The organism is Planococcus sp. YIM B11945 (assembly GCF_050864155.1).
Taxonomy (GTDB): Bacteria; Bacillota; Bacilli; order Bacillales_A; family Planococcaceae; genus Planococcus.
The window spans coordinates 261,250-286,407 of the sequence record NZ_JBOZWR010000001.1 but is presented as its reverse complement, the minus strand read 5'-3'; the positions used below and the strand labels follow the sequence as shown (position 1 = coordinate 286,407).

30 protein-coding genes are annotated in these 25,158 nt (G+C 45.8%); 3 read left to right on the top strand and 27 right to left on the bottom strand.

What is annotated here, in order from left to right:
* Nucleotides 1-29: 29 nt before the first annotated feature.
* From dnaK to lepA, 5 genes are all read right to left on the bottom strand, one after another.
* Nucleotides 30-1,859 carry a molecular chaperone DnaK gene (gene dnaK, locus ACRRQV_RS01485; protein ID WP_432526927.1) on the bottom strand — a complete coding sequence of 610 codons (1,830 nt, stop codon included), beginning with the start codon at nucleotides 1,857-1,859 and terminating at the stop codon, nucleotides 30-32.
* Nucleotides 1,860-1,879: 20 nt separating this feature from the next.
* Nucleotides 1,880-2,461, bottom strand: coding sequence for a nucleotide exchange factor GrpE (gene grpE / locus ACRRQV_RS01480; protein WP_432526925.1), 582 nt, complete (start codon nucleotides 2,459-2,461; stop codon nucleotides 1,880-1,882).
* Nucleotides 2,462-2,480: 19 nt separating this feature from the next.
* On the bottom strand, nucleotides 2,481-3,512 hold the full coding sequence (gene hrcA, locus ACRRQV_RS01475; protein WP_432526923.1) for a heat-inducible transcriptional repressor HrcA: 1,032 nt from the start codon (nucleotides 3,510-3,512) through the stop codon (nucleotides 2,481-2,483).
* 125 nt (nucleotides 3,513-3,637) lie between these two features.
* Nucleotides 3,638-4,777, bottom strand: coding sequence for a radical SAM family heme chaperone HemW (gene hemW / locus ACRRQV_RS01470; RefSeq protein ID WP_432526921.1), 1,140 nt, complete (start codon nucleotides 4,775-4,777; stop codon nucleotides 3,638-3,640).
* A gap of 60 nt (nucleotides 4,778-4,837) precedes the next feature.
* Nucleotides 4,838-6,667 carry a translation elongation factor 4 gene (lepA, locus tag ACRRQV_RS01465; protein ID WP_432526919.1) on the bottom strand — a complete coding sequence of 610 codons (1,830 nt, stop codon included), beginning with the start codon at nucleotides 6,665-6,667 and terminating at the stop codon, nucleotides 4,838-4,840.
* Nucleotides 6,668-6,885: 218 nt separating this feature from the next.
* Here lepA and rpsT point away from each other — a divergent pair, with 218 nt between their 5' ends.
* Nucleotides 6,886-7,134, top strand: coding sequence for a 30S ribosomal protein S20 (gene rpsT / locus ACRRQV_RS01460; protein ID WP_432526917.1), 249 nt, complete (start codon nucleotides 6,886-6,888; stop codon nucleotides 7,132-7,134).
* Nucleotides 7,135-7,602: 468 nt separating this feature from the next.
* Here rpsT and holA read toward each other — a convergent pair whose 3' ends face one another.
* Complete coding sequence (gene holA / locus ACRRQV_RS01455) at nucleotides 7,603-8,634, bottom strand: DNA polymerase III subunit delta (RefSeq protein ID WP_432526915.1); 1,032 nt, start codon at nucleotides 8,632-8,634, stop codon at nucleotides 7,603-7,605.
* A gap of 154 nt (nucleotides 8,635-8,788) precedes the next feature.
* On the opposite strand from holA, the gene ACRRQV_RS01450 reads away from it, so the two are divergent.
* Nucleotides 8,789-8,923: a YqzM family protein gene (locus tag ACRRQV_RS01450; protein ID WP_146494554.1), complete on the top strand. Its 135-nt coding sequence runs from the start codon at nucleotides 8,789-8,791 to the stop codon at nucleotides 8,921-8,923.
* A gap of 107 nt (nucleotides 8,924-9,030) precedes the next feature.
* Here ACRRQV_RS01450 and ACRRQV_RS01445 read toward each other — a convergent pair whose 3' ends face one another.
* From ACRRQV_RS01445 to ACRRQV_RS01390, 12 genes are all read right to left on the bottom strand, one after another.
* Entirely contained in the window at nucleotides 9,031-11,289 is a 2,259-nt protein-coding gene (locus ACRRQV_RS01445) for a DNA internalization-related competence protein ComEC/Rec2 (protein WP_432526913.1), read from the bottom strand.
* Between the two features lie 14 nt (nucleotides 11,290-11,303).
* Nucleotides 11,304-11,876 carry a ComE operon protein 2 gene (locus ACRRQV_RS01440; RefSeq protein WP_432526911.1) on the bottom strand — a complete coding sequence of 191 codons (573 nt, stop codon included), beginning with the start codon at nucleotides 11,874-11,876 and terminating at the stop codon, nucleotides 11,304-11,306.
* A 103-nt stretch (nucleotides 11,877-11,979) separates the two neighbouring features.
* A complete protein-coding gene (locus tag ACRRQV_RS01435) occupies nucleotides 11,980-12,612 on the bottom strand; it encodes a helix-hairpin-helix domain-containing protein (RefSeq protein WP_432526909.1) in 633 nt (210 codons plus the stop codon).
* Between the two features lie 140 nt (nucleotides 12,613-12,752).
* Nucleotides 12,753-13,487, bottom strand: coding sequence for a class I SAM-dependent DNA methyltransferase (locus tag ACRRQV_RS01430; protein ID WP_432526907.1), 735 nt, complete (start codon nucleotides 13,485-13,487; stop codon nucleotides 12,753-12,755).
* Nucleotides 13,484-13,822: a ribosome silencing factor gene (gene rsfS / locus ACRRQV_RS01425; protein ID WP_432526905.1), complete on the bottom strand. Its 339-nt coding sequence runs from the start codon at nucleotides 13,820-13,822 to the stop codon at nucleotides 13,484-13,486. Before rsfS ends, ACRRQV_RS01430 begins: the two co-directional genes overlap by 4 nt.
* The gene (gene yqeK / locus ACRRQV_RS01420; RefSeq protein WP_432526903.1) at nucleotides 13,819-14,394 is read right to left on the bottom strand and encodes a bis(5'-nucleosyl)-tetraphosphatase (symmetrical) YqeK; all 576 of its coding nucleotides are present in this window, start codon (nucleotides 14,392-14,394) and stop codon (nucleotides 13,819-13,821) included. The genes rsfS and yqeK overlap by 4 nt, the downstream gene beginning before the upstream one ends.
* Nucleotides 14,384-14,950, bottom strand: a complete 567-nt coding sequence (locus tag ACRRQV_RS01415; RefSeq protein ID WP_432526901.1) for a nicotinate-nucleotide adenylyltransferase — start codon at nucleotides 14,948-14,950, stop codon at nucleotides 14,384-14,386. Before ACRRQV_RS01415 ends, yqeK begins: the two co-directional genes overlap by 11 nt.
* Nucleotides 14,947-15,246 (bottom strand): ribosome assembly RNA-binding protein YhbY, encoded by a 300-nt coding sequence (gene yhbY, locus ACRRQV_RS01410; protein WP_432526899.1) that lies wholly within the window; start codon nucleotides 15,244-15,246, stop codon nucleotides 14,947-14,949. Before yhbY ends, ACRRQV_RS01415 begins: the two co-directional genes overlap by 4 nt.
* On the bottom strand, nucleotides 15,233-16,060 hold the full coding sequence (aroE, locus tag ACRRQV_RS01405) for a shikimate dehydrogenase (protein ID WP_432526897.1): 828 nt from the start codon (nucleotides 16,058-16,060) through the stop codon (nucleotides 15,233-15,235). Before aroE ends, yhbY begins: the two co-directional genes overlap by 14 nt.
* Before the next feature lie 10 nt (nucleotides 16,061-16,070).
* Nucleotides 16,071-17,174 carry a ribosome biogenesis GTPase YqeH gene (gene yqeH / locus ACRRQV_RS01400; protein WP_432526895.1) on the bottom strand — a complete coding sequence of 368 codons (1,104 nt, stop codon included), beginning with the start codon at nucleotides 17,172-17,174 and terminating at the stop codon, nucleotides 16,071-16,073.
* Between the two features lie 2 nt (nucleotides 17,175-17,176).
* Nucleotides 17,177-17,722, bottom strand: a complete 546-nt coding sequence (locus tag ACRRQV_RS01395) for a YqeG family HAD IIIA-type phosphatase (protein WP_432527707.1) — start codon at nucleotides 17,720-17,722, stop codon at nucleotides 17,177-17,179.
* Nucleotides 17,723-17,730: 8 nt separating this feature from the next.
* Entirely contained in the window at nucleotides 17,731-18,504 is a 774-nt protein-coding gene (locus tag ACRRQV_RS01390; RefSeq protein WP_432526893.1) for a phosphatidylserine decarboxylase, read from the bottom strand.
* Nucleotides 18,505-18,597: 93 nt separating this feature from the next.
* Here ACRRQV_RS01390 and pssA point away from each other — a divergent pair, with 93 nt between their 5' ends.
* The gene (gene pssA / locus ACRRQV_RS01385; RefSeq protein ID WP_432526891.1) at nucleotides 18,598-19,137 is read left to right on the top strand and encodes a CDP-diacylglycerol--serine O-phosphatidyltransferase; all 540 of its coding nucleotides are present in this window, start codon (nucleotides 18,598-18,600) and stop codon (nucleotides 19,135-19,137) included.
* A gap of 201 nt (nucleotides 19,138-19,338) precedes the next feature.
* On the opposite strand, the gene mtnN is transcribed toward pssA, so the two are convergent.
* From mtnN to ACRRQV_RS01340, 9 genes are all read right to left on the bottom strand, one after another.
* Nucleotides 19,339-20,040, bottom strand: a complete 702-nt coding sequence (gene mtnN, locus ACRRQV_RS01380) for a 5'-methylthioadenosine/S-adenosylhomocysteine nucleosidase (protein WP_432526889.1) — start codon at nucleotides 20,038-20,040, stop codon at nucleotides 19,339-19,341.
* 54 nt (nucleotides 20,041-20,094) lie between these two features.
* Nucleotides 20,095-20,877 (bottom strand): YrrS family protein, encoded by a 783-nt coding sequence (locus tag ACRRQV_RS01375; protein WP_432526887.1) that lies wholly within the window; start codon nucleotides 20,875-20,877, stop codon nucleotides 20,095-20,097.
* Between the two features lie 129 nt (nucleotides 20,878-21,006).
* The gene (greA, locus tag ACRRQV_RS01370; RefSeq protein ID WP_432526885.1) at nucleotides 21,007-21,483 is read right to left on the bottom strand and encodes a transcription elongation factor GreA; all 477 of its coding nucleotides are present in this window, start codon (nucleotides 21,481-21,483) and stop codon (nucleotides 21,007-21,009) included.
* Nucleotides 21,484-21,562: 79 nt separating this feature from the next.
* A complete protein-coding gene (gene udk / locus ACRRQV_RS01365; RefSeq protein ID WP_432526883.1) occupies nucleotides 21,563-22,186 on the bottom strand; it encodes a uridine kinase in 624 nt (207 codons plus the stop codon).
* Between the two features lie 37 nt (nucleotides 22,187-22,223).
* Nucleotides 22,224-22,829, bottom strand: a complete 606-nt coding sequence (locus ACRRQV_RS01360; protein ID WP_432526881.1) for an O-methyltransferase — start codon at nucleotides 22,827-22,829, stop codon at nucleotides 22,224-22,226.
* 89 nt (nucleotides 22,830-22,918) lie between these two features.
* The gene (gene mltG / locus ACRRQV_RS01355; protein WP_432526879.1) at nucleotides 22,919-24,043 is read right to left on the bottom strand and encodes an endolytic transglycosylase MltG; all 1,125 of its coding nucleotides are present in this window, start codon (nucleotides 24,041-24,043) and stop codon (nucleotides 22,919-22,921) included.
* Between the two features lie 102 nt (nucleotides 24,044-24,145).
* Entirely contained in the window at nucleotides 24,146-24,454 is a 309-nt protein-coding gene (locus tag ACRRQV_RS01350; protein ID WP_432526877.1) for a DUF1292 domain-containing protein, read from the bottom strand.
* Nucleotides 24,455-24,467: 13 nt separating this feature from the next.
* Nucleotides 24,468-24,884 (bottom strand): Holliday junction resolvase RuvX, encoded by a 417-nt coding sequence (gene ruvX / locus ACRRQV_RS01345; protein WP_432526875.1) that lies wholly within the window; start codon nucleotides 24,882-24,884, stop codon nucleotides 24,468-24,470.
* Nucleotides 24,885-24,886: 2 nt separating this feature from the next.
* Nucleotides 24,887-25,153, bottom strand: a complete 267-nt coding sequence (locus ACRRQV_RS01340) for an IreB family regulatory phosphoprotein (protein WP_432526873.1) — start codon at nucleotides 25,151-25,153, stop codon at nucleotides 24,887-24,889.
* Nucleotides 25,154-25,158: the final 5 nt, after the last annotated feature.

Below are 25,158 nucleotides of genomic sequence, written 5' to 3'. Positions count from 1 at the left end.
CATGTGCTTTGCTTTGACTTTTTCGGGTCTTACTTATTATCGTCGTTTACTTCTTCGAATTCAGCGTCGACTACGTCGTCTCCCGGATTGGAAGAAGCTGCGCCGTCTTGAGCGCCTTGTTGAGCAGCTGCTGCTTGCTCGTAGGCTTTCATGGCCAATCCTTGAAGAATTTCGTTCAATTTATCTTTTTTCTCACGGATATCCTCGATGCTGCTGCCTTCTAAAGCAGTTTTCAATTCGTCGCGTGCAGCTTCAGCTTGTTGTTTTTCTTCATCTGTAACAACTTCGCCAAGGTCTGTGATTGTTTTATCGGTCGTGAAGACAGCTTGGTCCGCTTCGTTGCGAAGTTCCACTTCTTCTTTCACTTTTGCATCTGCTTCCGCATTTTCTTCCGCTTCTTTGATCATGCGTTCGATTTCATCATCAGACAATGAAGTACTAGACTGGATCGTAATCGTCTGCTCTTTTTGTGTTCCCAAATCTTTTGCTTTAACGCTGACAATACCGTTTTTGTCGATATCAAACGTTACTTCGATTTGCGGGATGCCGCGTGGTGCTGGCGGAATATCCGCTAATTGGAAACGGCCAAGCGTTTTGTTGGCTGCAGCCATCGGGCGTTCGCCTTGCAATACATGAATGTCAACAGCTGGCTGGTTGTCAGCAGCAGTTGAGAATGTTTGTGATTTCGAAGTCGGGATTGTCGTGTTGCGTTCGATCAATTTCGTGAACACGCCGCCCATAGTTTCGATACCTAGAGAAAGTGGAGTTACGTCAAGCAATACAACATCTTTAACGTCTCCTGTCAATACACCGCCTTGAACAGCTGCGCCCATTGCTACTACTTCATCCGGGTTAACGCCGCGATGTGGTTCTTTGCCAGTTTCGCGTTTAACCGCTTCTTGTACAGCCGGGATGCGGGTAGATCCGCCGACAAGGATAACGCGGTCAACTTCAGATGCTGAAATGCCCGCATCTTTCAATGCTTGGCGAGTTGGCCCCATTGTGCGTTCAACTAGAGAAGAAGTCAATTCGTCAAATTTTGCACGAGACATAGTCACTTCCAAGTGAAGCGGCCCTGATTCTCCCGCAGTGATGAATGGAAGCGAGATTTGTGTAGATGAAACGCCAGACAAATCTTTTTTCGCTTTTTCAGCCGCATCTTTTAAGCGCTGAGTCGCCATTTTGTCTTTTGACAAGTCGATGCCGTTTTCTTTTTTGAATTCTTGCACCAAGTAGTCAATGATGATTTTATCGAAGTCATCTCCGCCAAGACGGTTGTCGCCGGCAGTTGATTTTACTTCAAATACACCATCGCCAAGTTCAAGAATCGAAACGTCGAATGTACCGCCGCCAAGGTCATAAACAAGGATTGTTTCGTCTGTATCTGTTTTATCCAAACCATATGCAAGTGCTGCTGCAGTCGGTTCGTTGATAATGCGCTCTACTTCAAGTCCGGCGATGCGGCCAGCGTCTTTTGTCGCTTGGCGTTCTGCGTCGTTGAAATAAGCCGGTACCGTGATAACCGCTCTTGTTACTTTTTCGCCTAAGTATTCTTCTGCATAGCCTTTAAGGTATTGAAGAATCATTGCAGAAACTTCTTGTGCTGTATACTCTTTGCCTTCAGCCGTAACTTTTTCTGAAGTACCCATCAAACGTTTAATTGATTGGATGGTGTTCGGGTTGGTGATTGATTGGCGTTTTGCCACTTCCCCAACTTGGCGTTCGCCATTTTTAAATGCCACGACAGAAGGAGTTGTACGGTTGCCTTCTGGATTTGGAATGATTTTTGGTTCGCCGCCTTCTAATACCGCGACTGCTGAGTTTGTTGTTCCTAAGTCAATACCAATAATTTTGCTCATTTAAATTCCTCCATTGCCAATTATTCGTTTACTTTTACCATTGCCGGACGCAACACTCTGCCTTTTAAGGTATACCCTTTTTGCAGTTCTAGCAATACGGAGCCCGGCGCCGCATTGTCATCTTTTTCTTGAATGACTGCCTGATGGACATGAGGGTCGAAAGCTTCTCCGACCGACTTAATTTCTTCCAGCCCTTCGCGTTTGACCGCTTCGAGAAGTGTAGAATGGACCATTTCCAGCCCTTTCAACAAAGAAGCCGCTTCTTCGCTTTTCGCTTCAACGGACAACGCCCGTTCGAAATTATCCATTACTGGCAATAAATCCGAAAGCAGCGATTGAGCTCGGAACTTTTCTGCGTCTTGCCGATCTTTTACGGTACGCCGTTTAAAGTTATCGTAATCGGCCATTAGACGAAGGTATTTGTTTTGCTCGGCTTCTAATTCCTCGCGTAGCAAAGCAGCTTCATCTGGTTTTTCTTCAGTTTGTTCAACCGCTTCTTCAGAAGTTGCCGCCGGTTCCACAGATTCCATGGCAGCGGTTGCTTCTTCTGTTTCGTTTGTCACTGTTTCTTCTGTCTGTAGTGGTTCATTTTCTTTAGACAAATACTGTTCCTCCTTTTCATCATTTACCCCGGAACATACGGGTCAGCTCTTTCGACAAATCGCCGCTTAGCACATCGAGTAATGTGACGATGCGCTTATAATCCATACGTTTTGGACCGACAATTGCGATTGATCCCGTCTGTTCTTCGCCGATATCATAAGAAACTGTAATAACGCTGCAATCTTCCATCGCTGAAAGTGCATTTTCTGAACCGATTCGAATGTGAAGGCCTTGGCTTCCAACTGGCAAAATCATCGGGATATGCTTGGTTTGATCCATCACATCCATCAAGTTCCTGATTTTCTGAATATCATGAAAGTCAGGCTGCTTCAGGATGTTCAGTTTCCCGCCATAATACACGTTGTCTTCATGCGGCAATACAGCCGCTTTCCGCAAGGTTTGGAACAAATCTCCATAACGCTGTACATGCTGTTTCAATATCGTCATTGTCTCTTGTTCGAGCCGCCGATGCAAATCATTTAACGGCGCTCCAACAAGGCGCTCATTCAAGATATTGGTCATTTTTTCAATATCTGACGGATTGATGCCTTCTGGAATCGAGAACACCCGGTTTTCTACATGGCCATTGTCGGTCACGATAATCGCGACTGCCGTGTCCGTTGAAAGCGGGACAATCGATAATCGTTTAACAATGTGTTTTCCAACATCTGGACCCAACAAAATGGACGTGTAATTCGTCAATTCCGACAGCATCATTGCAGCGCGCTTGATGATTTCTTCGGTTTCGGTCAATTTTTCTTCGAAAATTGATCGAATTTGAACGATGTCCTGCTGCGGCAGCGGCTTGGGCGTCAACAAATGGTCAACGTAATAGCGGTAACCTTTTTCAGAAGGCACCCGGCCTGATGATGTATGCGTTTTTTCAAGAAAACCCAAACCTTCGAGATCGGCCATTTCGTTTCGAATCGTCGCCGGACTAAATGGAATTTCGGATTTTTTGGATAGTTGGTTCGATCCGACCGGCTGAGCTGATTGAATAAAATCATCAACTGTCACTTTTAAAATGAGCAACTGCCGTTCTGTTAACATGATCATCACCTCTGTTAGCACTCTAGTTACCTGAGTGCTAATACTATACTAAAATTACCAAAATCCATTGTTAATGTCAACGGTTGTGCTTTTTCCTTTTGGAATCTATTTCTCTTTTTTTATTCTTAAGCCAACAAAAACTGCTCGAATACTTCGTTGCCGACAAACCGGCCTTTTTTCGTCAGCTTAATAAAGTCGTTGTCTATCACCAAATTTTCTTTAGCGATTTCTTTTTGCAGAATATCTCCGTATACAGCGCCCATCGATTTCCGGAATTTTTCTTGGAAACCGCTCATGGAAACACCGGCCGTTTTGCGGAGCCCTAAAAACATTTCCTCTTCCATTTGTTCATGGAGCGGAACTTCGTGGGTGTTTAATAGCGGACGTGCGCCTTCATCAAGCGGTGCCATGTATTTTTTCAGCGGTCCGGCGTTCGAATAGCGGACGCCGTGGACATATCCATGCGCACCGGCGCCGGCGCCGATGTATTCGGCATTGTCCCAATACAATAAGTTGTGGCGCGATTCAAATCCGGGACGCGCAAAATTCGAAATTTCGTATTGCTTTAATCCGCGGCGCTCCATTTCATTCATGAGCTTGTCGTACATATCCGCTTCAAGGTCTTCGGTGACCGTGTTCAATTTCCCTTTTGTCATGAGGTTATAGAAGACGGTTTTCGGTTCAATGATTAAGGAGTATGCCGAGAAATGCGGCAAATCAAAAGCAAATGCCTGCTCGAGCGTATCGTCCCATTGCGCCATCGTCTGCCCAGGCAAGCCGTACATCAAGTCGAAGCTTATGTTCGTGAAGCCGACTTCGCGCGCTTCTTCGACGGCCCGTGCGACGTCTCCGTTGCTGTGCGTGCGGCCAAGGCGCTTCAGCAGATCTTCATCGAACGATTGGACGCCCATGCTCAAGCGGTTGACGCCGCCTGCAAATAGCACTTGCATTTTCTCCTTAGTCAGTTCATCCGGATTTGCTTCAGAAGTCCATTCCAGATTGTCCGCCATCGGCACATATTGGTGGATATAGCCCAATAATTTTTTCAACTGCTCGGGCGTCAGCGACGTAGGGGTCCCTCCGCCGAGAAAAATGGTTTGGAGCGGCTTGTCGAGTGCGCCTTCTTGTTTCCAAAGCGCCAATTCTTTGCCGAGCGAATCAATATACGCATCCACCGGCTGGTCTTTGAAAAAGACTTTATTGAAATCACAGTAATGGCAAATCTGGTGGCAGAATGGAATATGGATGTATAATCCTTTTACCATGCTCGTTTTTCCTTCTTTCTAATAGGAAAAGGAGGCACAAAATCGGCCTCCTTTTTTTGTTTATTTGGATTGGTCGTCCATTTTTAGGATGGCCATAAATGCTTCTTGCGGAACTTCTACAGAACCGACTTGCTTCATGCGCTTCTTGCCTTCTTTTTGCTTGTCCAATAGCTTCCGTTTACGGGAAATATCGCCGCCGTAGCATTTCGCCAAGACGTTTTTGCGCATCGCGCTGATGGTTTGGCGAGCAACGATTTTCTGGCCGATGGCAGCTTGGATCGGCACTTCAAACTGCTGGCGCGGGATCAAGGTCTTCAGCTTGTCGACGATGACTTTTCCGCGCTCGTAGGCAAAATCTCTATGGACGATAAAACTCAGTGCATCCACTTGCTCGGCATTCAGTAAAATATCCATCTTCACAAGTTTTGATTCTTTATAGCCAATCAATTCGTAATCGAAGGATGCATAGCCTTTTGTACCGGATTTCAGTTGATCAAAGAAATCATAGACGATTTCCGCAAGCGGCAATTCGTAAATGATGCTGACGCGCGTGGCGTCAATATAATCCATTGTCAGGAAGTTGCCGCGTTTTTTCTGGCAAATTTCCATGACCGCTCCAACGTAATCGTTCGGCACCATGACCGTCGCTTTGACATACGGCTCTTCTACCACTTGAATCTTTTGGGCATCAGGCATCATTGCCGGGTTATCGATTTTCAAGATTTCCCCGTCCGTCATGTGAACGTCGTAAATTACGCTTGGCGCTGTCGTGATCAAGTCAATATTGAATTCGCGTTCAATGCGTTCCTGGATGATTTCCATATGCAATAAACCAAGAAAGCCGCAGCGGTAACCGAAGCCCAGCGCTTGGGACGATTCCGGTTCAAATTGCAGCGCGGCATCGTTCAATTCCAGTTTTTCAAGCGCATCACGCAAATCGTTGTATTTCGATGTATCAATCGGATACAAGCCGCAATAAACCATCGGGTTCAAGCGCCGGTAGCCTGGCAACGCTTCTTTAGCCGGGTTGTTTGCCAAAGTGATGGTATCTCCGACAGTCGAATCGCCGACGTTTTTAATGGCGGCTGTCAAAAAGCCAACATCGCCAACGGTCAATTCTTTTTGCAAAGAAACATGCGGCGTAAAGACGCCCGCTTCAATCACTTCAAATTCTTTTCCGGAAGCCATCATTTGGATGCGGTCTCCGGGTTTAACCGTTCCTTCCATAACCCGGATATAAGCGACAACGCCTCGGTACGGGTCATACAGCGAATCAAAGATCAAGGCTTTTAACGGTGCGCTCGGATCTCCCGTTGGCGCCGGCACTTTTTCGACGATTTGTTCCAGAATATCTTCAATGCCGATGCCTGCTTTGGCAGAAGCCAAAACCGCTTCAGACGCATCAAGCCCGATAACTTCTTCAATTTCGCCTCTCACCCGTTCAGGGTCAGCAGCCGGCAAATCGATTTTGTTGATGACAGGAAGAATTTCAAGTTCATTATCAAGCGCCAAGTAAACGTTCGCAAGCGTTTGCGCTTCAATGCCTTGTGCAGCATCAACAACTAGTACCGCCCCTTCACAAGCAGCCAGGCTGCGCGAAACCTCATACGTGAAGTCGACGTGTCCCGGCGTATCGATCAAGTGCATAATGTACGTTTCCCCATCTTTTGCTTTGTAATTCAATTGGACGGCATTCAGTTTGATGGTGATGCCGCGTTCGCGTTCCAAATCCATGGAATCCAGGGATTGTGCTTTCATTTCACGGGAAGTCAAAGCTTCCGTTTTCTCTAGTATCCGGTCAGCAAGCGTCGATTTTCCGTGGTCAATGTGCGCAATGATGGAAAAGTTTCTAATCTTGCTTTGCCGTGCTAATCGTTCCTCATGATTCATTCTCTTCACTCCTAAATAAACTACTTTGAATTATAGCAGTAGAGAGGCCATTGGGCAATGAAAGGCTGTTGGAATCGTTTCGCTGTAAAGGAAAACTTCTTTGCACGTATCTATTGCATTCCTTCTTGTGATTTGATAAAATAACTCTTGTTGTATAGAGACATAAAAGATGCGAGATGCTTTCATCTCGGTTCCTATTTGTCTAGGAGGTGAAATACATGCCAAACATTAAATCTGCAATCAAACGTGTACGCACGAATGAAAAGAAAAACGCTCAAAACTCACATGTGAGATCGACAATGCGTTCTGCTGTTAAAAAAGCTGACTCAGCTGTTCTTAACAACACAGAAAACGCTAGCGATACTGTAAAAGCGGCAATCAAACAAGTGGAAAAAGCGGCTTCTAAAGGGCTTATCCACAAAAACACTGCAGCTCGTAAAAAATCTCGCTTGATGAAACAAGCGTAAAACGCTAAAAGCCAGCCCCGTTTCGGGACTGGCTTTTTTTCTTTGCTATATAAGTTGAACTAAAAAAATGTTCTTTTTTATAAGCCGGTTAGGTCGCTTTGGGAAAGGCAAAGAATAGTGCTCCTGCGCAAGCTCGTCGGCTTACGCCTGCCGCCCGTGGACGCGCCGAAGCTAAGAGATTTCTTACTACCAGAAGAAATGACCAGCAGGATCACTCTATTACTGCTGCTGGCAGGCTAGAAGATATGGAGCAAAACAGCGGAGAAAACTTTACTGTTTTTGCATCGCTGCGCTGCTTCGTCGCAAAGACTTGGCCTTGCAAGCTACGGCCAATGTCTTTAGTAATGGAGCAAAGCGACAGAGCGACTGTGCCGAAATCCACTTTGGCGCTAAACCCAAGTTAGTTCGGTGCTAGCCCGCAGGAAAGCGGAGCTGTTTTGTGGAATATCGACAAGTCAAATACTCAGTTCAACTTAAATAGTTATTCGCTTTTGCCCGTTTCATCAAAAAGAATTCCAAAATGCGTTCGCGGTTGCCGCTTACCGTTTTCAGCTGCAAATCGATGTCTGCTAAATCGCCCAGCACTTCAAGCAGCCGGTTCTCTGGAATTTGCTGGCGTTTTTCCACCAGCAATTTCACCCGGTACGGATGGGCTTTTAGCTGTTTAGAAATCTGCTGCGCGTGATAGCCTTTTTTCTGCAAATAAAACACGTGGATCATAAAGCGGATTTGCGACGCGAGCAATGCCGTCAAGGCAACCGGCTCTTCTTTTTGCCGCAGCAAATCGTAATACACCGACAAAGCGCCGCTGACGTCGCCGTCAAGATAGGACTGCAGCATCTTAAATGCATCCTGCTCCAGTGTCCGCGCCGTCATTTTCTCCACGAGCTCTGCCGTAATTTCTTCTTCTCCAGACCCCAGATACAATGACATTTTCTCCAGTTCTGAAGACAAAAGCGTCAAATTCGTGCCGGCCATTTCGACCAATTTATCGGCTGCGCCTTTTTTAATCTGCTTGCCGAAACTTTTTGCTTCGTGCTGCAGCCAAACTTCCAAATCATTCGCTTGGAGCGATTTTGCTTCCACAAGCACCGTGTGCTGCTTCATAAGTTTCGTCACTTTTTTGCGTTCGTCCAATTTTTCGTATGGCGCGATAAAAACAGTTACGCAGCTTGAAGGCGGATTTTCCAGCCACGCTTCCAGCAATTTTAAATCATGGTCGATTTTTTCCTTGCCGCGTTCAGCCGCTTTTAAAAACGAAGCGTTTTTGACCACAATCAATTTCCGGTCTGAGAAAAACGGAATCGTGTCCGCTTCTTCGATCACCCGGTCGACCGGAACTTCCTCCAAATCGAATATCGACAACTCCAATTCGCCGTCCGTCAATTTATGTTTTAACAAATCCACTGTTTTCTCAATAAAATAACTTTCGTTTCCTACCACGAGATAGACAGGGTCGATTTGGCCGCTTCGAATGGCTTTCCATATTGATGTAATCATAAATGCGCACCCCCTTTCTACTATAGCGGATTTCAGGCCTAATTGGTATTTGACATATTTGTGACGGAGCCGAAAATTGATCTGATTAATCGAGTTCAATCTAGATTTTTCTCCCCTGTTCGCTTATAATGAGAAGGAATTAGGAGGGGTACTCATGAATGAATTTGAACAGAACGTCCAATCAAAACGCAACGACGCAATAGACGCTGGAATGGGCTTTGTTGTCTCATTCGGTTTCTTTGCAGCTATCTTTGTTATTGCAGTAGTGGTAGATTTCATAGCAAGCTAAATAGAAAAAAGGTTCCAGCCAGTGGCTGGAACCTTTTTTTATTTGGTTGTGAAAGCAGCTGCTCCAAGAGATATTCTCTTTTGCATTATTTTATTTGCAAATCCCATTCACCGCATGGTGCGAATTTCCACGTTGCCGTTTTGAACCGCCATTTCAATCGTACCCCGCTCTGCCGTATTAAGCGTTTCAAGCTGAAGCTTTCGAAAGCGCTCGACCACTTCTTTGCTTGGATGGCCGTAGCGGTTCTCGGCGCCAGAGGAAAAAATCGACAGAGACGGTGCCACCACATTTAAAAACGCTTCGCTGCTGGACGTTTTGCTGCCGTGATGGCCGACTTTTAGCACGGTCATGTCTTTGATTTGGCCACCGTAATCCTTCAACAGCTTCCCTTCGCCATTTTCTTCTAAATCCCCTGTAAACAAGACGCGGAATGGTCCGTTCGCCATAAGCAGGACAAGCGAATCGTCGTTGCCAACGTATTCCGCATCATCCGGCGCCAAGTAAGCAAAGCCCGTCTCTTGCACCTGCCAAACAGAACCGCTTCCCGGGTAAAAAATTTCCGCTTCTTTTGTGAATGGCATCAGCTCTTGCATCAAATCGGTTTGTTCCGAACCCGGCGTCAAGTGGAGCTCTTTTACCCGGAAGCGCTGAAAAATTTCTTCTGCTGCTTCCGCGTGGTCGGCGTCGGCATGGGAAAGAATCATTTTGTCTATAGACGAAATGCCTCTGCCCTTTAAATAAGGCGCCACCACTTGCCTGCCGATTTCATAAGGGCGCTCGCGCCTGCGGAACTCTTCTGCATCAAACCGAAGCAGCCCGCCGCTGTCGATCAAATAAACCCCTTTTCGGTAGGGCAATTCAATGAGTGCGCTATCGCCTTGCCCGACATCTAGGAACACCACTTTCAATGCCGGGTCGAAATAAGACGGCAATGTGATAGCTGCAGCGGGCAGTATAATAATCAGCAATTGACGCCATTTAAATCCCCGCTCCGCCCAACTATAAAATAGCCATACGGAAGCCATTAACACTACGACGAGCCAAGCAGCCGGTTTTCCGGGATTCCACATTTGATAAGGCAAAGACGCAATCCACGCCATCGCATCTCCGACAAACGTGCGAAGCGGTTCATATAAACCGAAAAGCAAATCCGCAGCCGGCTGAAACACCCACGTGCACACCAGCAATAAAAAATTCACCGGCAAAATAACGAGCGTGTAAAGCGGCACAAACACGCTGTTGACAAAAAATGCCGAAAGCGAAATTTCGTAAAAATGAAAAATCAGCAAGGGATAAAGGGTCAACTGGGAAATGAACGTGATAACAAATCCGATTTTTATATTGGATGAGTCGCGGGACAGGAAACGAGCCGAGTAAATAATGGCAAACGTCGCGCCATACGACAGCTGAAAGCCAATGTTGTAGAGGCTATACGGATTCCACAGCAAAAAACAAACAAAAGAAATCAACAAAATCTGGCTAATCGGCAAACGGATTTTGAACAGCCGGCATCCTAGCACCGCACAAACCATCCAAACCGAACGCCAAACCGACGGCGCTCCTCCTGCCAAAACGGCATACAGGGGCAAAGCAACGAGCATCAGCACAAGCACCGATTCTTTCCGGATGTGCAGGCGGACGAGCAAAAAGTAAAGCAGGCCTGCTGCAATTTCCACATGCAGCCCGGAAATAGCGAACAAATGGGTGATGCCGAGCGTCTGGTAAATTTGCTGTTCGTCCATCGTCATTTTTTCTTGTTCGCCGATCAACAACGCTTCAGCTTCCGCCACCAGCGAATCCGGAAACGTTTCCCGTATATGCGTTTTCAGCGATTCGCGCTGCCCATTCAAACTGCTTAAAAAGCTTTGCTTTTCTGAAGCGCCAGCCATTTTTTCAATGGCCAGTATTTTAGATACGCCATTTCGCTTTAAATACGTTTCCATATCAAATGCGTAGCGGTGCGGCGGCGGTGACGGCACTTCAAACAGCCCATCCACTTGCAAGATGGTTTTGTAAAGATTCGCTTCTAAGGCCGCCTTTTCTTCTGCCGATTGAATTTTGTAGCGCGCGTAAACTTTCGTTCCGTCTTCAAGTTCAGCAAAACCCTTTAGACCGTCGCCGTCGATTGTATACTGGCTGCCAAAATCGAGTTGGCCAGCAAACGGCTGAGAATAATCAAAGCTGTCTTGTGCACGCATGTCTTGTAAAACAAACACGGCCAGTGCGAATACCACAACACTTGCCATGAGCAGCAGCCGTTCGCGTTTCCAAGCCATCCAACAAAAAAGCAGCGCCATGAACCCGAGAAATGCCGGTGTTTCATGCGCTGCGTAAGTTGCGAGAGCTGTCGCTGCCGCTAAATACAAAAATAAATGGGTTGTTACACTTCCACTTCTCCGAATAATTGCTTCACCCGCTCGTTGTAATAGGCCAATTCTTCGTCACTTCCGCCTTTTTCACGCAGTTTCTCGAGCAGTTCCATATACAAAGCCGTTTTTTCAACGCTTAAAAAGTCAATTTTCCGTTCATCAAATGGCACTTGAACCACCTCTACACCCGCTTGCTCCAACAATTCAATGGCGTATTCGTGGTTCTTATAATCCGCTGCATAGTACAATCTCGAAATGCCGGCTTGAATGATCGATTTTGTGCATTGCAAGCAAGGAAAATGGCTGACGTACATATCCGCGCCGCCGACATTGATGCCGTATTTGGCACATTGCAGCAAGGCGTTCATTTCCGCGTGAATCGTGCGGACACAGTGCCCGTCGACCACGTAGCAGCCTTTATCGATGCAATGGTCGCCGCCGGAGATGGAGCCGTTATAGCCGCCTGCCATGATGCGGCGGTCTCTGACAATCGTTGAACCGACAGATAACCTTGTACATGTGCTTCTCAATGCTAATAAATGGCTTTGTGCCATGAAAAATTGGTCCCAAGTTATTCGCTTCATCTAATTGCCTCCTGGTGATTGGTTTAAAACTAGTGTAGCAGAGGCAGAAATTTCGTCAACCGGCTGCTCAAAACAGAAAAACAGCACGCCAGTGGCCAAGCCGTTACTTTACGCTGATCAACTCTTTTAATTTTTCAAACGTTTTTTCGCCGATGCCAGTAACTTCTTTTAAATCTTCAACCGTTTGAAAATTGCCGTTATCCGTCCGGTAAGCAATGATCGCAGCCGCTTTGGATGGTCCGATGCCTGGCAAGGTCATTAATTCCGTGTCTGTTGCGCTGTTTAAATTGACCGTTGCGTCGCTGCTTGCTCCCGGAGAATCGCTGCTCACACCCGGTGCAGCAGGCATAACGATTTCCTCGCCTTGTGCCGGGACGTAAATGGCCATTTCATCCTGCAATTTTTGGGCAAGGTTGATGGCGCGATTGTCGGCTTTTTCGGAAAAGCCGCCGGCCGCATCAATGGCATCTTGCATTCGCGCATCAATCGGCAATTCATAAACGCCAGGATTCGCCACTTGGCCTTTTACATCGACCATAACAAAATCAGGGATTTGCACTTCTTGGGGTTGGGGTTCAGTCTGCTGAGGGGATTCAGCTTGGATCAAATCTAAGGATGCAGCCGGAACAGCGTCCGGTTCGTCTTGAGGAACTAAAAAATAAATAGCAAGAATCAAGATAACTGCCGCGGGGATCAGCAGCCAACCGATTTTATTCTGAAGCTGAGAAAAATTCATGGGAATTTCCCCTTTTCTTCAGAAGGCAATTAGATAAGAAGCTATCTGAATTATATAGCAATTCACTTTAAATTGGGAAGGATTTTTTTCTGCCAGTTTACAGCAAAAGAAAAACTTCAATAAGCTAGGGAAATCCCCTGCTAATTGAAGTTTTTCTTTACTGCATGGAAAAAGATGCGTTCGCTTTCTTCATTCGGTTTGGATTCGGCGAAATCCGCCGTAATCGACTCGACTTGGAACCCGGCGTGTTCCAGCCACGTTTGGTAGGTTTCCACTGTGAATGTGCGCTGCTCATGCATTTCTTCGAAGCGTTCAAACAACTCACCTTGCCGCACAAAAAATGTGATGTCGTGGATGACGCTCAGCGGAAATTCGCCCGGCTCTGTATGCCAAATATACGCCACGTCTTCACCGTCCAGCACAAATGGGCTGTCCATATAAACGGTTTCCATTTTATAAGTTGAATGCACGTCAAAGAAAAAATGCCCGCCTTCATTCAGCGCTTGGTGCACTTCGCTGAATGTCTGCTGGACTTTTTCTTCCGCATCTAAATAGTTTAAAGAATCAATGGCGATGGTTACGGCGTCAAAACCAGCCAGCCCTTCCAAATTGTCCATCGACAATTGAAGCGTCGGAATTACAAGCCCCGCTTCTTGAAAGCGCTGGTTGGCCATTGTCAGCATTTCTTCCGACAAATCGCTCGCCGTAACGGAAAAACCTATTTCGGCAAAAAGCTGCGACAAGGTGCCGGTGCCGCATGCAAGGTCCAGTATACTGCCGGACTGCACATGCGCCGCCACCCATTCCACATACTTTTCGTACGGAATATCTTCCATCAGCCCATCATAGACAGATGCGAACTTTCCATATCTCATATATCCAGTGTCGGCGCTTCTCTCCAGAGGCGCTCAAGGTTGTAATAAGATCGTTCGTCTTTATGGAAGACATGCGCCACAACGTCGCCTAAATCGATTAAAATCCAGCGGGCTGCGTCAAATCCTTCAACGCTTTTCACCGGGTTTCCAGCTTCGTTTGATTTGTCGATCATTTCTTTTGCGATGGCTTGCACTTGGCGGTCTGAGTTCCCGCTGCAAATGACAAAATAATCGGCAAGCAACGAAATTCCCGCCATATTCAATACGACGATATCCTCGGCTTTCTTGTCTTCTGCTGCGTTGTAAGCGGTTTGCAATAATGTTTCTTGTGTCATTCGTTCACTTTCCCTTTCTGTTGCACGAAGTATTTAAAACACTTCAGTGAATCCGGATAGACCGGCTGATTTTTTGATTCTAAAAATTCGATGGTATGTTTGACGCTGGCTTCCATCATAACATCTAATCCTTGTTCTTTTAATTGACGCAATTCTTCAACACCTGTAAATTTGCGGTTCGGCTCCACCAGATCAGCGATATATATCACTTTTTCCAAATTTGACATGCCCGCGCGCCCCGTCGTATGAAACCGGATGGCATTTAAAATGTCTTCATCTTGAACGCCAAATTCCTGTTTTGCGACAAAAGCGCCAACCGGGGCATGCCAAAGTTCTGCATGGTATTCGAGCAAAAGCGGGTCCATTTGTTCTGAGAAAATGATGGACTTCATCCACTCGCGGTCGGAAAATTTGACGACGTCATGCAAAATTGCAGCGATTTCGGCTTTTTCAACGGATACGTGAAACCTTCTTGCCAGCTCAACCGCGGTGCTGATGACGCCTTGGACATGGGCAAAACGGTTTTCAGGAAGCCGTTTCTTTACTTCCTGGAGCATTAAGCTAGGATCCATACAATTGCTCCTTTCGGATATAGGTTTCCACTTGTTCCGGCACTAAAAAGGAAATGGTGCCGCCTTTTGAAATGCGTTCACGAAGCATGGAAGAAGACAAATGAATTTCAGGTGAATCCACCATCAAAACCGGAAAAGCGGTTTTGTTGTCATAGCCAGGACGTCTGATGCCGATAAAACGGACCAACTGGATGAGTTCATCGACCCGGTGCCAGCTTCCCAATCCATCAATCATATCGCCGCCGATAATAAAATAAAACTCATTATGGGGTTCAGCTTCCGTCATTTTCACCATCGTATCATAGGAAAACGAGACACCGCCGTTTTTTATTTCAAAATCTTCGACTGCGAAATAAGGATGGTCGGCTATGGCAAGGCGGGTCATTTCCAGCCGCTGGGCAGCATTTGCTCCGCTGACTTCTTTATGCGGGGCGATAAAATTCGGCATAAAGCGCACTTCATCCAATCCTGCTGCATGAAGAGCTTCATTGGCCATGATGAGATGGCCGAGATGAGGTGGATTGAAGGTTCCGCCTAGTATCCCGACTCGTTTCATCTTTTTACCGGAAGCTCAATCCGTTTGTGATTGACCGATTTTTTGTAAAGAATAACGGTATGGCCGATTAATTGGACGAGTTCCGCATAAGTGCCTTCTGCCAATGCTTTTGCCACTTCGTTTTTATCGTCATCGTTGTTTTGGAGAATGCTGATTTTGATCAATTCCCGCTTTTCAAGCGCTTCTTCGATTTGGCGCAGCATCGTTCCGCTGACACCACCTTTTCCTACTTGGAAAATCGGATCGATGTGATGGGCTTCGCTGCGTAAAAAACTTTTTTGTTTACTGGTTAACATAATGTCCTCCTAATTTATCCGTGATGATGCTGATCATTTTTTGGCTGTCCGGTTTGATGCCGGTCCATTTCTCAAAAGCGATGGCTCCTTGGTAGACAAACATCCCGACACCGTTCAGCGTGGTGCATCCCTTTTTTTCAGCTTCCTGCAAAAAAGGCGTGGTTATCGGGTTATAAATGATATCTGCCGCCAAGGAACTCGGGTTTAAATGTGTTAATGAAATCGGCAATGCCTGATTTTTGTCCAATCCGACTGAAGTGGTTTGAATAATTGCCCCGAATTCACCTAAAGCCGTTTCTGCTTCTTCCAGCGTCAACGCTTGTCCGCTGATTTCTGCCGCTAATTCCTCGGCTTTCGCCTGCGTGCGGTTCGCGATAACAACAGATGAAAAACCAGCGCGTTTTAAGGCATGGGCAATTCCTCTTGCCGCTCCGCCTGCACCGATGAGCAATACACGCGATTGCTTGTCGACCGGATGGACAAGCAGCGACTGCACAAAGCCGTCTCCATCGGTATTGAAACCGGTAAATTGCTTTCCGTCAAACACCACCGTATTGACGGCATTCATCGCCTTGGCCGTTTCGTCAATTGTATCGAGCAGCGGCAAAATCGCCTGCTTGTGCGGCAGCGTGACATTAAAACCGCTAACGCCGAGGATTTTTAGCCCTTCAAACGCTTGGCCCAATTTTTGCGGCTCGACGTGGAGCGGAATATAAGCCGCGTCCAAGCCGTGCTCGCGGAACCAGGTTTCGTGCATAAACGGCGACAACGAATGAGCAATCGGATCGCCCATGACGGCGTACCATTTTTTCATAAGCTGCCTCCTAAATTAATGATGGACGAATCATGACTTCGACGCCTTTTGGCGCATAAGCTGCTACAACTACGTTCGGATGCTGCACGGTGATCCAGCCAAGCCCGGAAAAGACAATATCGGTCTTGCTGTCTTTAACCCGGAACTCATGGCGGACTAACTCTGGATAATCGTCTTTGAATTCCACAGATGGCGGAGCCAGCATTTCGCCTTTGTGCTGTTCGTAAAGCGCATCGGCGTTTTCCAATTTTGTGCGGTGAATGGCTAAATCGTTCGCAATGTGGACCGTAAATGAAGATCGGTCTCCTTGAATAAAATCAAAACGGGCCAAGCCGCCAACGAAAAGCGATTGTTCTGCATTTAATTGGAACACACGCGGTTTAATTTCTTTTTTCGGCATGATTTTCTTCAAGTCTTCGGTATGAAGGTGATGGGCCAATTGATGATGGTTGATAATCCCTGGCGTATCGTACATCGAACGCTCGTCATCCAACGGAATTTCAATCATGTCCAAAGTGGTGCCCGGGAAATGGGAAGTGGTGATGATATCCGATTGGCCGGTCGCTTGTTTGATGATGCGGTTGATGAACGTCGATTTCCCAACATTCGTACAGCCCACGACATAGACATCTTCGCCTTTTCGGTAATGGTCAATGGCTTTCATTGCTTCTTCAATGCCAGTGCCTTTATGGGCAGAAACGGTCAAAACATCGATTGGCTTAAGCCCAAGCTTTTTCGCTTCTTGCTTCATCCAATTGATTAGTTTGTGCTGTTTGACCGATTTTGGCAAAAGATCCGCTTTATTGGCAATCAACAAAATGTCATTACCGCCGACAAACCGGTGAAGCCCTGGCAGCCAGCTGCCGTTAAAATCGAAAATATCAACAATTTTGACGATCAAGCCTTTGCGTTCGCCGAGGCCGTTTAAAATCCGCAAAAAGTCATCATCCGTCAGCGAAACCGGTTGAAGTTCATTGTAGTTTTTTAGCCGGAAGCAGCGTTGGCAAATAATTTCTTCTTTATTTAACGATGATGCAGGCGCGTAGCCCAGTTCTCCAGGGCGGTCCGTTTGGATTTTCGCTCCGCATCCGATGCAAGTTGGTATTTCGTTCAAAGTTAATCCTCCCAAGTCAATTGACCTTTTTCTTTTAATTTTTTCATGATTCTTCTTTCAACTAGACGGTTAAAGCGCGTTATGAAGCCATCTGATTGAGCTACTGGCAATACGAGGATCGTATGCAGCTTGTTTCGGTTTCCTCCAAAAATATCCGTCAGCATCTGATCGCCAATGACCACAACGTTTTCCCGTTTGCATTCCATGATCGCGAGCGCTTTCCGGAATGCCCGGCCCATCGGTTTTCTTGCCTGATGAATAAAAGGAATGCCAAGCGGATCGGCAAATGACTTTACCCGCATTTCGTTGTTATTGGAAACAATGACCACTTGGATGCCTGCATCTTTCATCGACTTTAGCCACGCAACCAACATGGGCGTTGCATTTGGGCGATCCCATTCCACAAGCGTATTGTCCAAATCAGTGATTATGCCATGAATGTTTTTCTGTTTCAAGGATTCTGGTGTAATGTCATAGACTTTTTTCACGTATTGGCTCGGTATAAATTTTTGGTACACTGCAATCCACTCCTGTTTCCCGTACTTAATTCTATAGATTATACCATATTTGCGAGCGCTTCTCCCACCTTGACTCGTTCGCCGTTCTTTACTTTCGTGGAAAATTCTATTGTTTTTTCCTCAAAAAACAAAACGACTGTCGAACCGAAGCTAAAATAGCCGATTTCTTCGCCTTTATTCCATTCGGAACTGGAATTGGTCAACTCAATTGAATTGACGAACATCGCGCCGACTTTGACAACCAGCATCTTCCCGCATTCTGTTTCCAGTTCTGAAATCAAACGGTAATTTCCGCTGATCGGCGCTTTCCCATACTGCAACCCTGCCTGATTGACCGGATATGATTTTTTTCCCAGCACGTATTGTGTGCCGACCCGTCCATCAGCGGGGCTGTGGATGCGGTGGTAATCTGCCGGCGACAAATAAAGCACGATATAATGCCCGTTTTTGTATCGTTCTGAAAGGGTATGGTTTCCAAGAAGGTCAGCCAATGAATATTGCTGATTTTTTACGAGGAAGTGAATGCCTTCGTGCATCGTTCCGGCAATCTCGATTTTTCCGTCAACCGGAGAAACGATAGGCGCTTCTGCGACCGGCCGGCTTTCCTCCTTGAGTTTTCGTATAAAGAAATCATGGAGGGAGGGAAAAGAAGCTAACGGATTTTCTATGTCATCAATTGATATTTTATAGGTTTTTATATAGTTCGGAATCATCCAGCGGCTCTTGTTTGACCGCGCAAATTGGCGGATCATATTGGACGTGACCGGACCATTTGTCAGTTCGATTGCTCGCTGATATATTTTTTTCTTCACATAAACACCTCCATTACTTAAAATAGTCTACCATTTTTTCTGCTTACACAGTATAATGAACAGAATAAGTTGACAAAAAAGGAGTGTTTTCCATTGTTATTTATAGAGCGAATGGATCACACAATCAAAAAACTCAGATCCCAAACCGCGAATATCCTCACGATTGGCAATATGTCATTTGGCGGGGCTTCGTTGATGGCCGCTTTAAATGGCGCATTCAGCTATAGCGTGCTGTTTATTTTTATTGCCGCATTTTTGGACCGTTTTGATGGAATCGTCGCCAGGAAGTTTAACCAAGAATCGGAACTCGGCAAACAGCTGGATTCGATGAGTGACATTATTTCGTTCGGAGTCGCTCCGGCGATTTTGATTTACGAACTCGTTTTATCCGATTTCGGCATAACGGGAATGGTTTTCACCGTTATTTACATTGCCAGCGGTGCTTTCCGCTTAGCCCGTTTCAATATTACCGAATCGAACGGCTATTTTACCGGATTGCCGATTACCGCTGCAGGAACCGTTATCACTTTATCGTTTTTCGGGCTTTCGGTTTTCCCGCCCGTCTTGTACATGTTCTTATTTATGCTTTGTTCATTATTGATGATTAGCACATTCACATTGAAAAAAGTTTAAAAGCTGCAGGCGTTTTGACAACGCCCGCAGCTTTTTTGTCTGTTCTTTTATTGTTAGCGATATATGTCGAACTTAAAAATCATCCTTTTATATACCGCTTCGGACACTTTGGCAGGGCTCTACTCGCTATATGGAATGAATAGTACTCCTGCTTCTACATCGCTCGGAACCTAACGTCCCAAAGGTTACATAATTTAATTATTATTTTTTTGACAGTTCTTCGATTACCCGGTGGACTATTTGCGTAGAGTGCTTGGCGGCAACCGGCAAAAATTCGTCGAACGAGACATTCGATTCTTTGCCTGCAATATCGGAAAGCGCGCGGATGACGACAAACGGCACGTCGAACTGGTGGCAAACTTGCGCAACTGCCGCTGCTTCCATTTCAGACGCCTTCATTGCCGGGAAATGCGCACGGACGGTTTCTACCCGCTCTGGATCGTTCATGAACGAATCTCCTGTAGCGATCAACCCCACTGCATACGGATGTTCGCCAATTTCTTCTACCGCTTTCACGGCCACGTCAATGAGCGCTTGGTCAGAATGGAACGCTGCCGGCATTTGCGGGACTTGGCCCATTTCGTAGCCGAAAATTGTCACATCTACGTCGTGGTGGCGCACTTCGTCTGAAATGACGATGGCCCCAACTTCCAAATTCTCATCAAATCCGCCAGCCGAGCCGGTATTGATGACGACATCCGGTTTAAAATGCTGAAGCAGAATTGTTGTCGACAGCGCTGCATTGACTTTTCCAATGCCGCTTTTCAACAAAACCACTTCTTGTCCTTTGTATGTACCGGTTGTGAATTCGCTATTGGCGATTTCTTCTGTTGCTGCGTTTTCCAAACTGCTTCTCAAGCATTCCACTTCTTCTTCCATTGCACCGATTACACCGATCTTCATAAATTTCTTCTTCCTTCCTTTATTGGATTTGCTCAAAGAAAAAGACGCCTCTTATTAATAGGCGCCTTCCAGCGTTCTTAAAATGTCCATTTTAACAGGTTTCCAGCCTTTGCCTTCTACCCATTCCAAATGCACGCGGTATTTTTTGGATTCATCTTTTGATTTGACAACGCCGACAGATTTTTGAGGTCCGCCGCCATTTTCAAGCCGCATGACGTACATGTCGCTTTCTTTCAATCCGGTCGCATACGTAATGGCAGAAATTTTTTCATTCCAGTCAACCGATCCCTGATTGTAGTCGGAGACATGGTCACCTGTTTGTTTGGTTTTCACAGGTTCCCAGCTTGTGTTAATGACCGATTCTTCAACTACCGGGTCTTTCGAGCCTTCCCGGGTAATCGTTCCGCCCGTTACTTTGCCTTCTTTATCTACGGCTTTTTCTTTATCTTTTTTTGCTTGCTCTTTTTCTTTCGCTTCTGCTTCTTTAGCAGCTTTTTCGGCTTCTGCTTTTTCAGCTTCTTCAGCAGCTTTTGCCTCTTCGGCTTTGGCTGTTTCTTCAGCGGTTGGCTCATCTTCAGCCGGTTCTTCTTCAGCGGCAGTTTCTTCAGTTGCTTTTTCTTGGCTGCTATCCGTTTCTTCGGCTTTTGCTTCATCACCCGTCGCAATTTGCACGGTTTCCTGCTGCTGGCCGCTTTCGTTGCCATTGTCCAGGAAAATAAATGCGCCTGTGATGACAATCAATGCAAAGACTAACCCAATCATCATATTCAAAATGGAATTAGACCGGTTCTTTTTTTTCACCCGAGAAGGATAGCGTTGTTGTGGTTCGTTAGACATTCAAATGCCTCCTCTTCAAATTATTTTACCATAATACACTGTAACAAATTTGACGTTTAGACAATTGAAATGTTTCATTTTCAATGCAATTTAGTAAAAAAGCCATTCTAAAAAGAATGGCTTTCCGGATTAGGAGATTGAAACGATTTTGATTTCCATTTCTCCGCCCGGAGTAAGCACTTTAACATTCTCGCCGATTGTTCGGCCAATCATGCTTTTTGCGATAGGCGAATCGTTTGAAATTCGTCCTTCAAGAGGGTCAGCTTCCGCAGATCCGACAATTGTGTACGATTCTTCATCGCCAGTTGGGATTTCGACAAATGTTACAGTCGTCCCTAGACGGACAATATCTTTGTTTGATTCATTTTCATTTATGATTACAGCGTTGCGGATCATCGACTCTAATTGAGCAATGCGTCCTTCGACGAATGCTTGGTCTTCTTTTGCTGAATCATATTCCGAGTTCTCGGACAAATCCCCGAAACTGCGGGCAACTTTAATGCGTTCAACAACTTCTTTACGTTTTACGGTTTTTAAGAAGTCTAGTTCATCCTCCAACTTCTGCTTTCCTGCAGCTGTCATTGGAAATTGTTTTTCGTTAGCCATTGTTTCCACTCCTTCAACTGCTGACTCTAGATAAGGTACAATCCGTCAGTCTCGTATCATCATATTATAATATCAAGCGCTATTCAAGAATTGTTTTAATTTTTGTAACCATTAAATCGATCGCCACTTCGTTTTGGCCGCCTTCAGGGATAATCACATCGGCGTAGCGTTTTGTCGGTTCGATAAATTGATTGTGCATCGGGCGCACGACCGTTAAATATTGATCGATGACCGAATCAATCGTCCGTCCGCGTTCGTTGATGTCGCGCAGCAAGCGGCGAATAATCCGCAAGTCGGCATCGGTATCCACAAACAGCTTGATGTCCATCAATTCGCGCAGCCGCGGATCTTCAAGCACCAAAATTCCTTCTAAGATGATGACATCTTTTGGATCGATCAGCACTGTTTCGTCTGAACGGGTGTGCAGCGCATAATTGTAAACCGGCTTTTCGATCGGCTTGCGTTCGATCAATTGGTTGATATGGTCAATCAGCAAATCCGTATCAAATGCCAGCGGATGGTCGTAGTTGGTTTTCAAGCGTTCTTCAAACGCCAAATTGCTTTGGTCTTTGTAATAATAATCTTGCTCGATGACCACTACTGAATTTTCTTTGAACACTTCATAAATAGAATTTGTGACACTCGTTTTTCCAGATCCCGAGCCCCCTGCAATTCCAATTACAACAGGACGATTTTTCGACATTTTTCCAAGCTCCTTGCAGCTGCTTTATTTTGCATTTCTATTTCTTTTTGCACACCATGATGCCATCCCCTGCCGACAATAAAACCGTGTCATACCCCGGGTGGTTCATCATTCGTTCTTTGAACCCTTTGATTTTCCGGATCATCGTCCGTTTGCGCTTTGGAACATCAGCCAATTCCTGCTCCGCCAAACCGTGCATTTTCATATTGTCGCAATACACCACGCCGCCGCTAGCCAATACGGTTTCGTATTTGTCAAAAAAGCGTTCATACTGGCCTTTTGCCGCATCAATGAAAATGGCGTCATAATGTGTATTCAATTGTCCAAGATCAAACTCCAGCGCATCATCGTGGAAGATCCGAATTTGGCCATTGAGGCCCGATTCCCGAATAAATTCCACCGCTTTCCCGTAGCGTTCATCGTCCCGCTCGATCGTATCCACACGGCAATTCGGCAGCGCTTCGACCATTTTGATTGCAGAAAAGCCGATGGCCGCACCGATTTCCAAAATGGCGGCCGGCTGCTGGGCGACCAGCAATTCCAAAAGGGACGCTATGCCTTGGTCTTCCATAATGGGAACGCGGTGCTCTCTAGCATAAATTTTCATAGACTGCAGCACAGTCCCGATTTGCTCGTTTGTCATGCATATAGCTCCTTTTTACCGCCGCAAAAATTACAATCAATAATAGCATAAAAGAAAAAGGAAAGCGAGGCCGCTTCCTTTTCCGCAGTTTAGTTTCCAATGTATTTTTCTTGATTAGCTAGATGTTCTTCGTACGTTTCAGCAAAATGGTTGACGCCTTTGGAATCAGCCAAGAAGTATTCATATTCCGTATGGGCTGGGTCAATGACAGCTTCAATGGATGCAAGCCCTGCTGACGCAATTGGCCCTGGAGGCAAGCCTTTGTTCTGGTATGTGCTGTACGGGTGCTCGAATTCATAATCCTTGTTGAACAAACGGTCCTTGTGTTCGCCCATGGCATACAAGACAGTCGGATCTGTTTGCAGCGGCATGTCTTTTTCCAAGCGGTTGTAGAATACGCTGGCAATGGTTTGGCGATCGGCTTGTGCGGTCGCTTCTTCTTCTAGCAGCGAAGCAAACGTCAACAGCCAATGCGGCGTTTTGCCCATTTCTTCTAAAACCGTCTGGTATTGCATCACGTTCGCTTCCGTAGAATCAATCATTTGCTCAATGATGAGCGTGAGTGATGGATCTTCTTCGTAGAACGGATATGTCGCTGGATACAAATAGCCTTCAAGCGCATAGCGGATATCTTTGCCTTTAATTTCATCGGTCAGCAAGTCCGGGTATTTTGCCATCAGCTCGTCAATGTAGGCTTCATCTTGCACTTTATCCAAAAATTCTTTGGCAGTGTACGGCGTCTTTTTCGCAATGACGTTTTCTGCGATTTGATCAATTGTCAAACCTTCTGGAACCGTAATCGTAAACAATGGTTCGCGGTAGACCTTGCCGGTTTTCAAACTCTCCGTAATTTCATCAAGCGTCATGGAAGGCAGCAAGCCATAAGTTCCTGCTTGAAAATCCGCTTGGTTGTTGAATTTCACGTAGTATTTATAAACCCGTGCATCTTTAATAAGGCCGTTTTTCTCCAGCAATTCCGAAATGCTGTCCAAGTTCGAACCAATCGGCACTTCGATGTCCACCACTTTATCCGAATCCGGATCTACCGGTTTGAGTGCATCGGTGACATAATAATAAGTACGGAAGCCGACAATGCCGACTACGAGCAGCAAAACGAGCATGATAATTAAAACAATGCGGCGGACAATTTTCACTTCTTGCTTTTTCTCTTTCATCCGTTCAAACATAATCTCTTTTTTTGATTGGTTCTCCACGGGTTCCCCCCCTTAGCTTTTCCATTACCAGTATACAAGAAGTCGGCACAAAAGAAAAAGACGGAATTAGCGATCAATTCCGTCCCTTTTCTCAGTTGGTGCTTAAACTTCTTCGTTTTCTTCTTCTTCGTCAAGGAACGTGTTCAGCATTTCTTCGATCATGTCCCATTCTTCGTCAGTTTCAATCGGTTGAAGTTCTCCGCCGCCAACTGGAGCATCTGAATCAGCAGTTTCGATAAACGAAGATGCATGAATTTCAATTTCGCCTTCTTCGTCTTCTTCAGCGCCTACCGGGAAATACAAAACATATGATTTTCCGAATTCTTCACTCTCAAATGTAAACAATACTTCAAATAATTGCTCGTTGCCGTTTTCATCAACAACCGTGATGTGTTCTTGTCCGTGTTCCATTTGCGTCACCTCATTATTTTTTAAAATCAAGATAGCCTTGCAAAATCATAACCGCAGCCATCTTGTCGATCACTTTCTTGCGGTTCTTACGGCTGACATCAGCTGCAATCAACATCTTTTCTGCAGCAGACGTTGTAAGCCTTTCATCCCATAAGACCACCGGTATAGCATACGCTTCTTTGAGCAAAGCTGCAAATTTTTCCGAAGCTTCTGCCCGTGGCCCGATGGTGTTGTTCATGTTTTTTGGATATCCTACGACCACTTCGGTGACTTCGTATTGCTTGATCAGTTCACCTAAGCGCTCAAATCCAAAGTCTTCGATCGCTTCATTAATTTTGACGGTTTCGATGCCTTGCGCCGTCCAGCCAAGGGCGTCGCTAATTGCTACGCCGATCGTTTTCGAACCGACATCCAATCCCATAGTCCGCATGTTTATTCCTCATTATTCTTTTTGATATAAAATTTCACAAGCTCTTCGAGAATTTCATCCCGTTCAAGTTTGCGAATCATATTGCGTGCATCCTGATGGCGAGGGATATAAGCCGGATCACCTGATAATAAATACCCGACAATCTGATTGATTGGATTATAGCCTTTTTCCTCCAGGGAAGCATGGACTTGAAGCATGACTTGCTTCACTTCTTGCTCCAGAGATTCGTCAGGCGAATTAAACTTCATAGTTTGATCAAATGAACTCACGACAA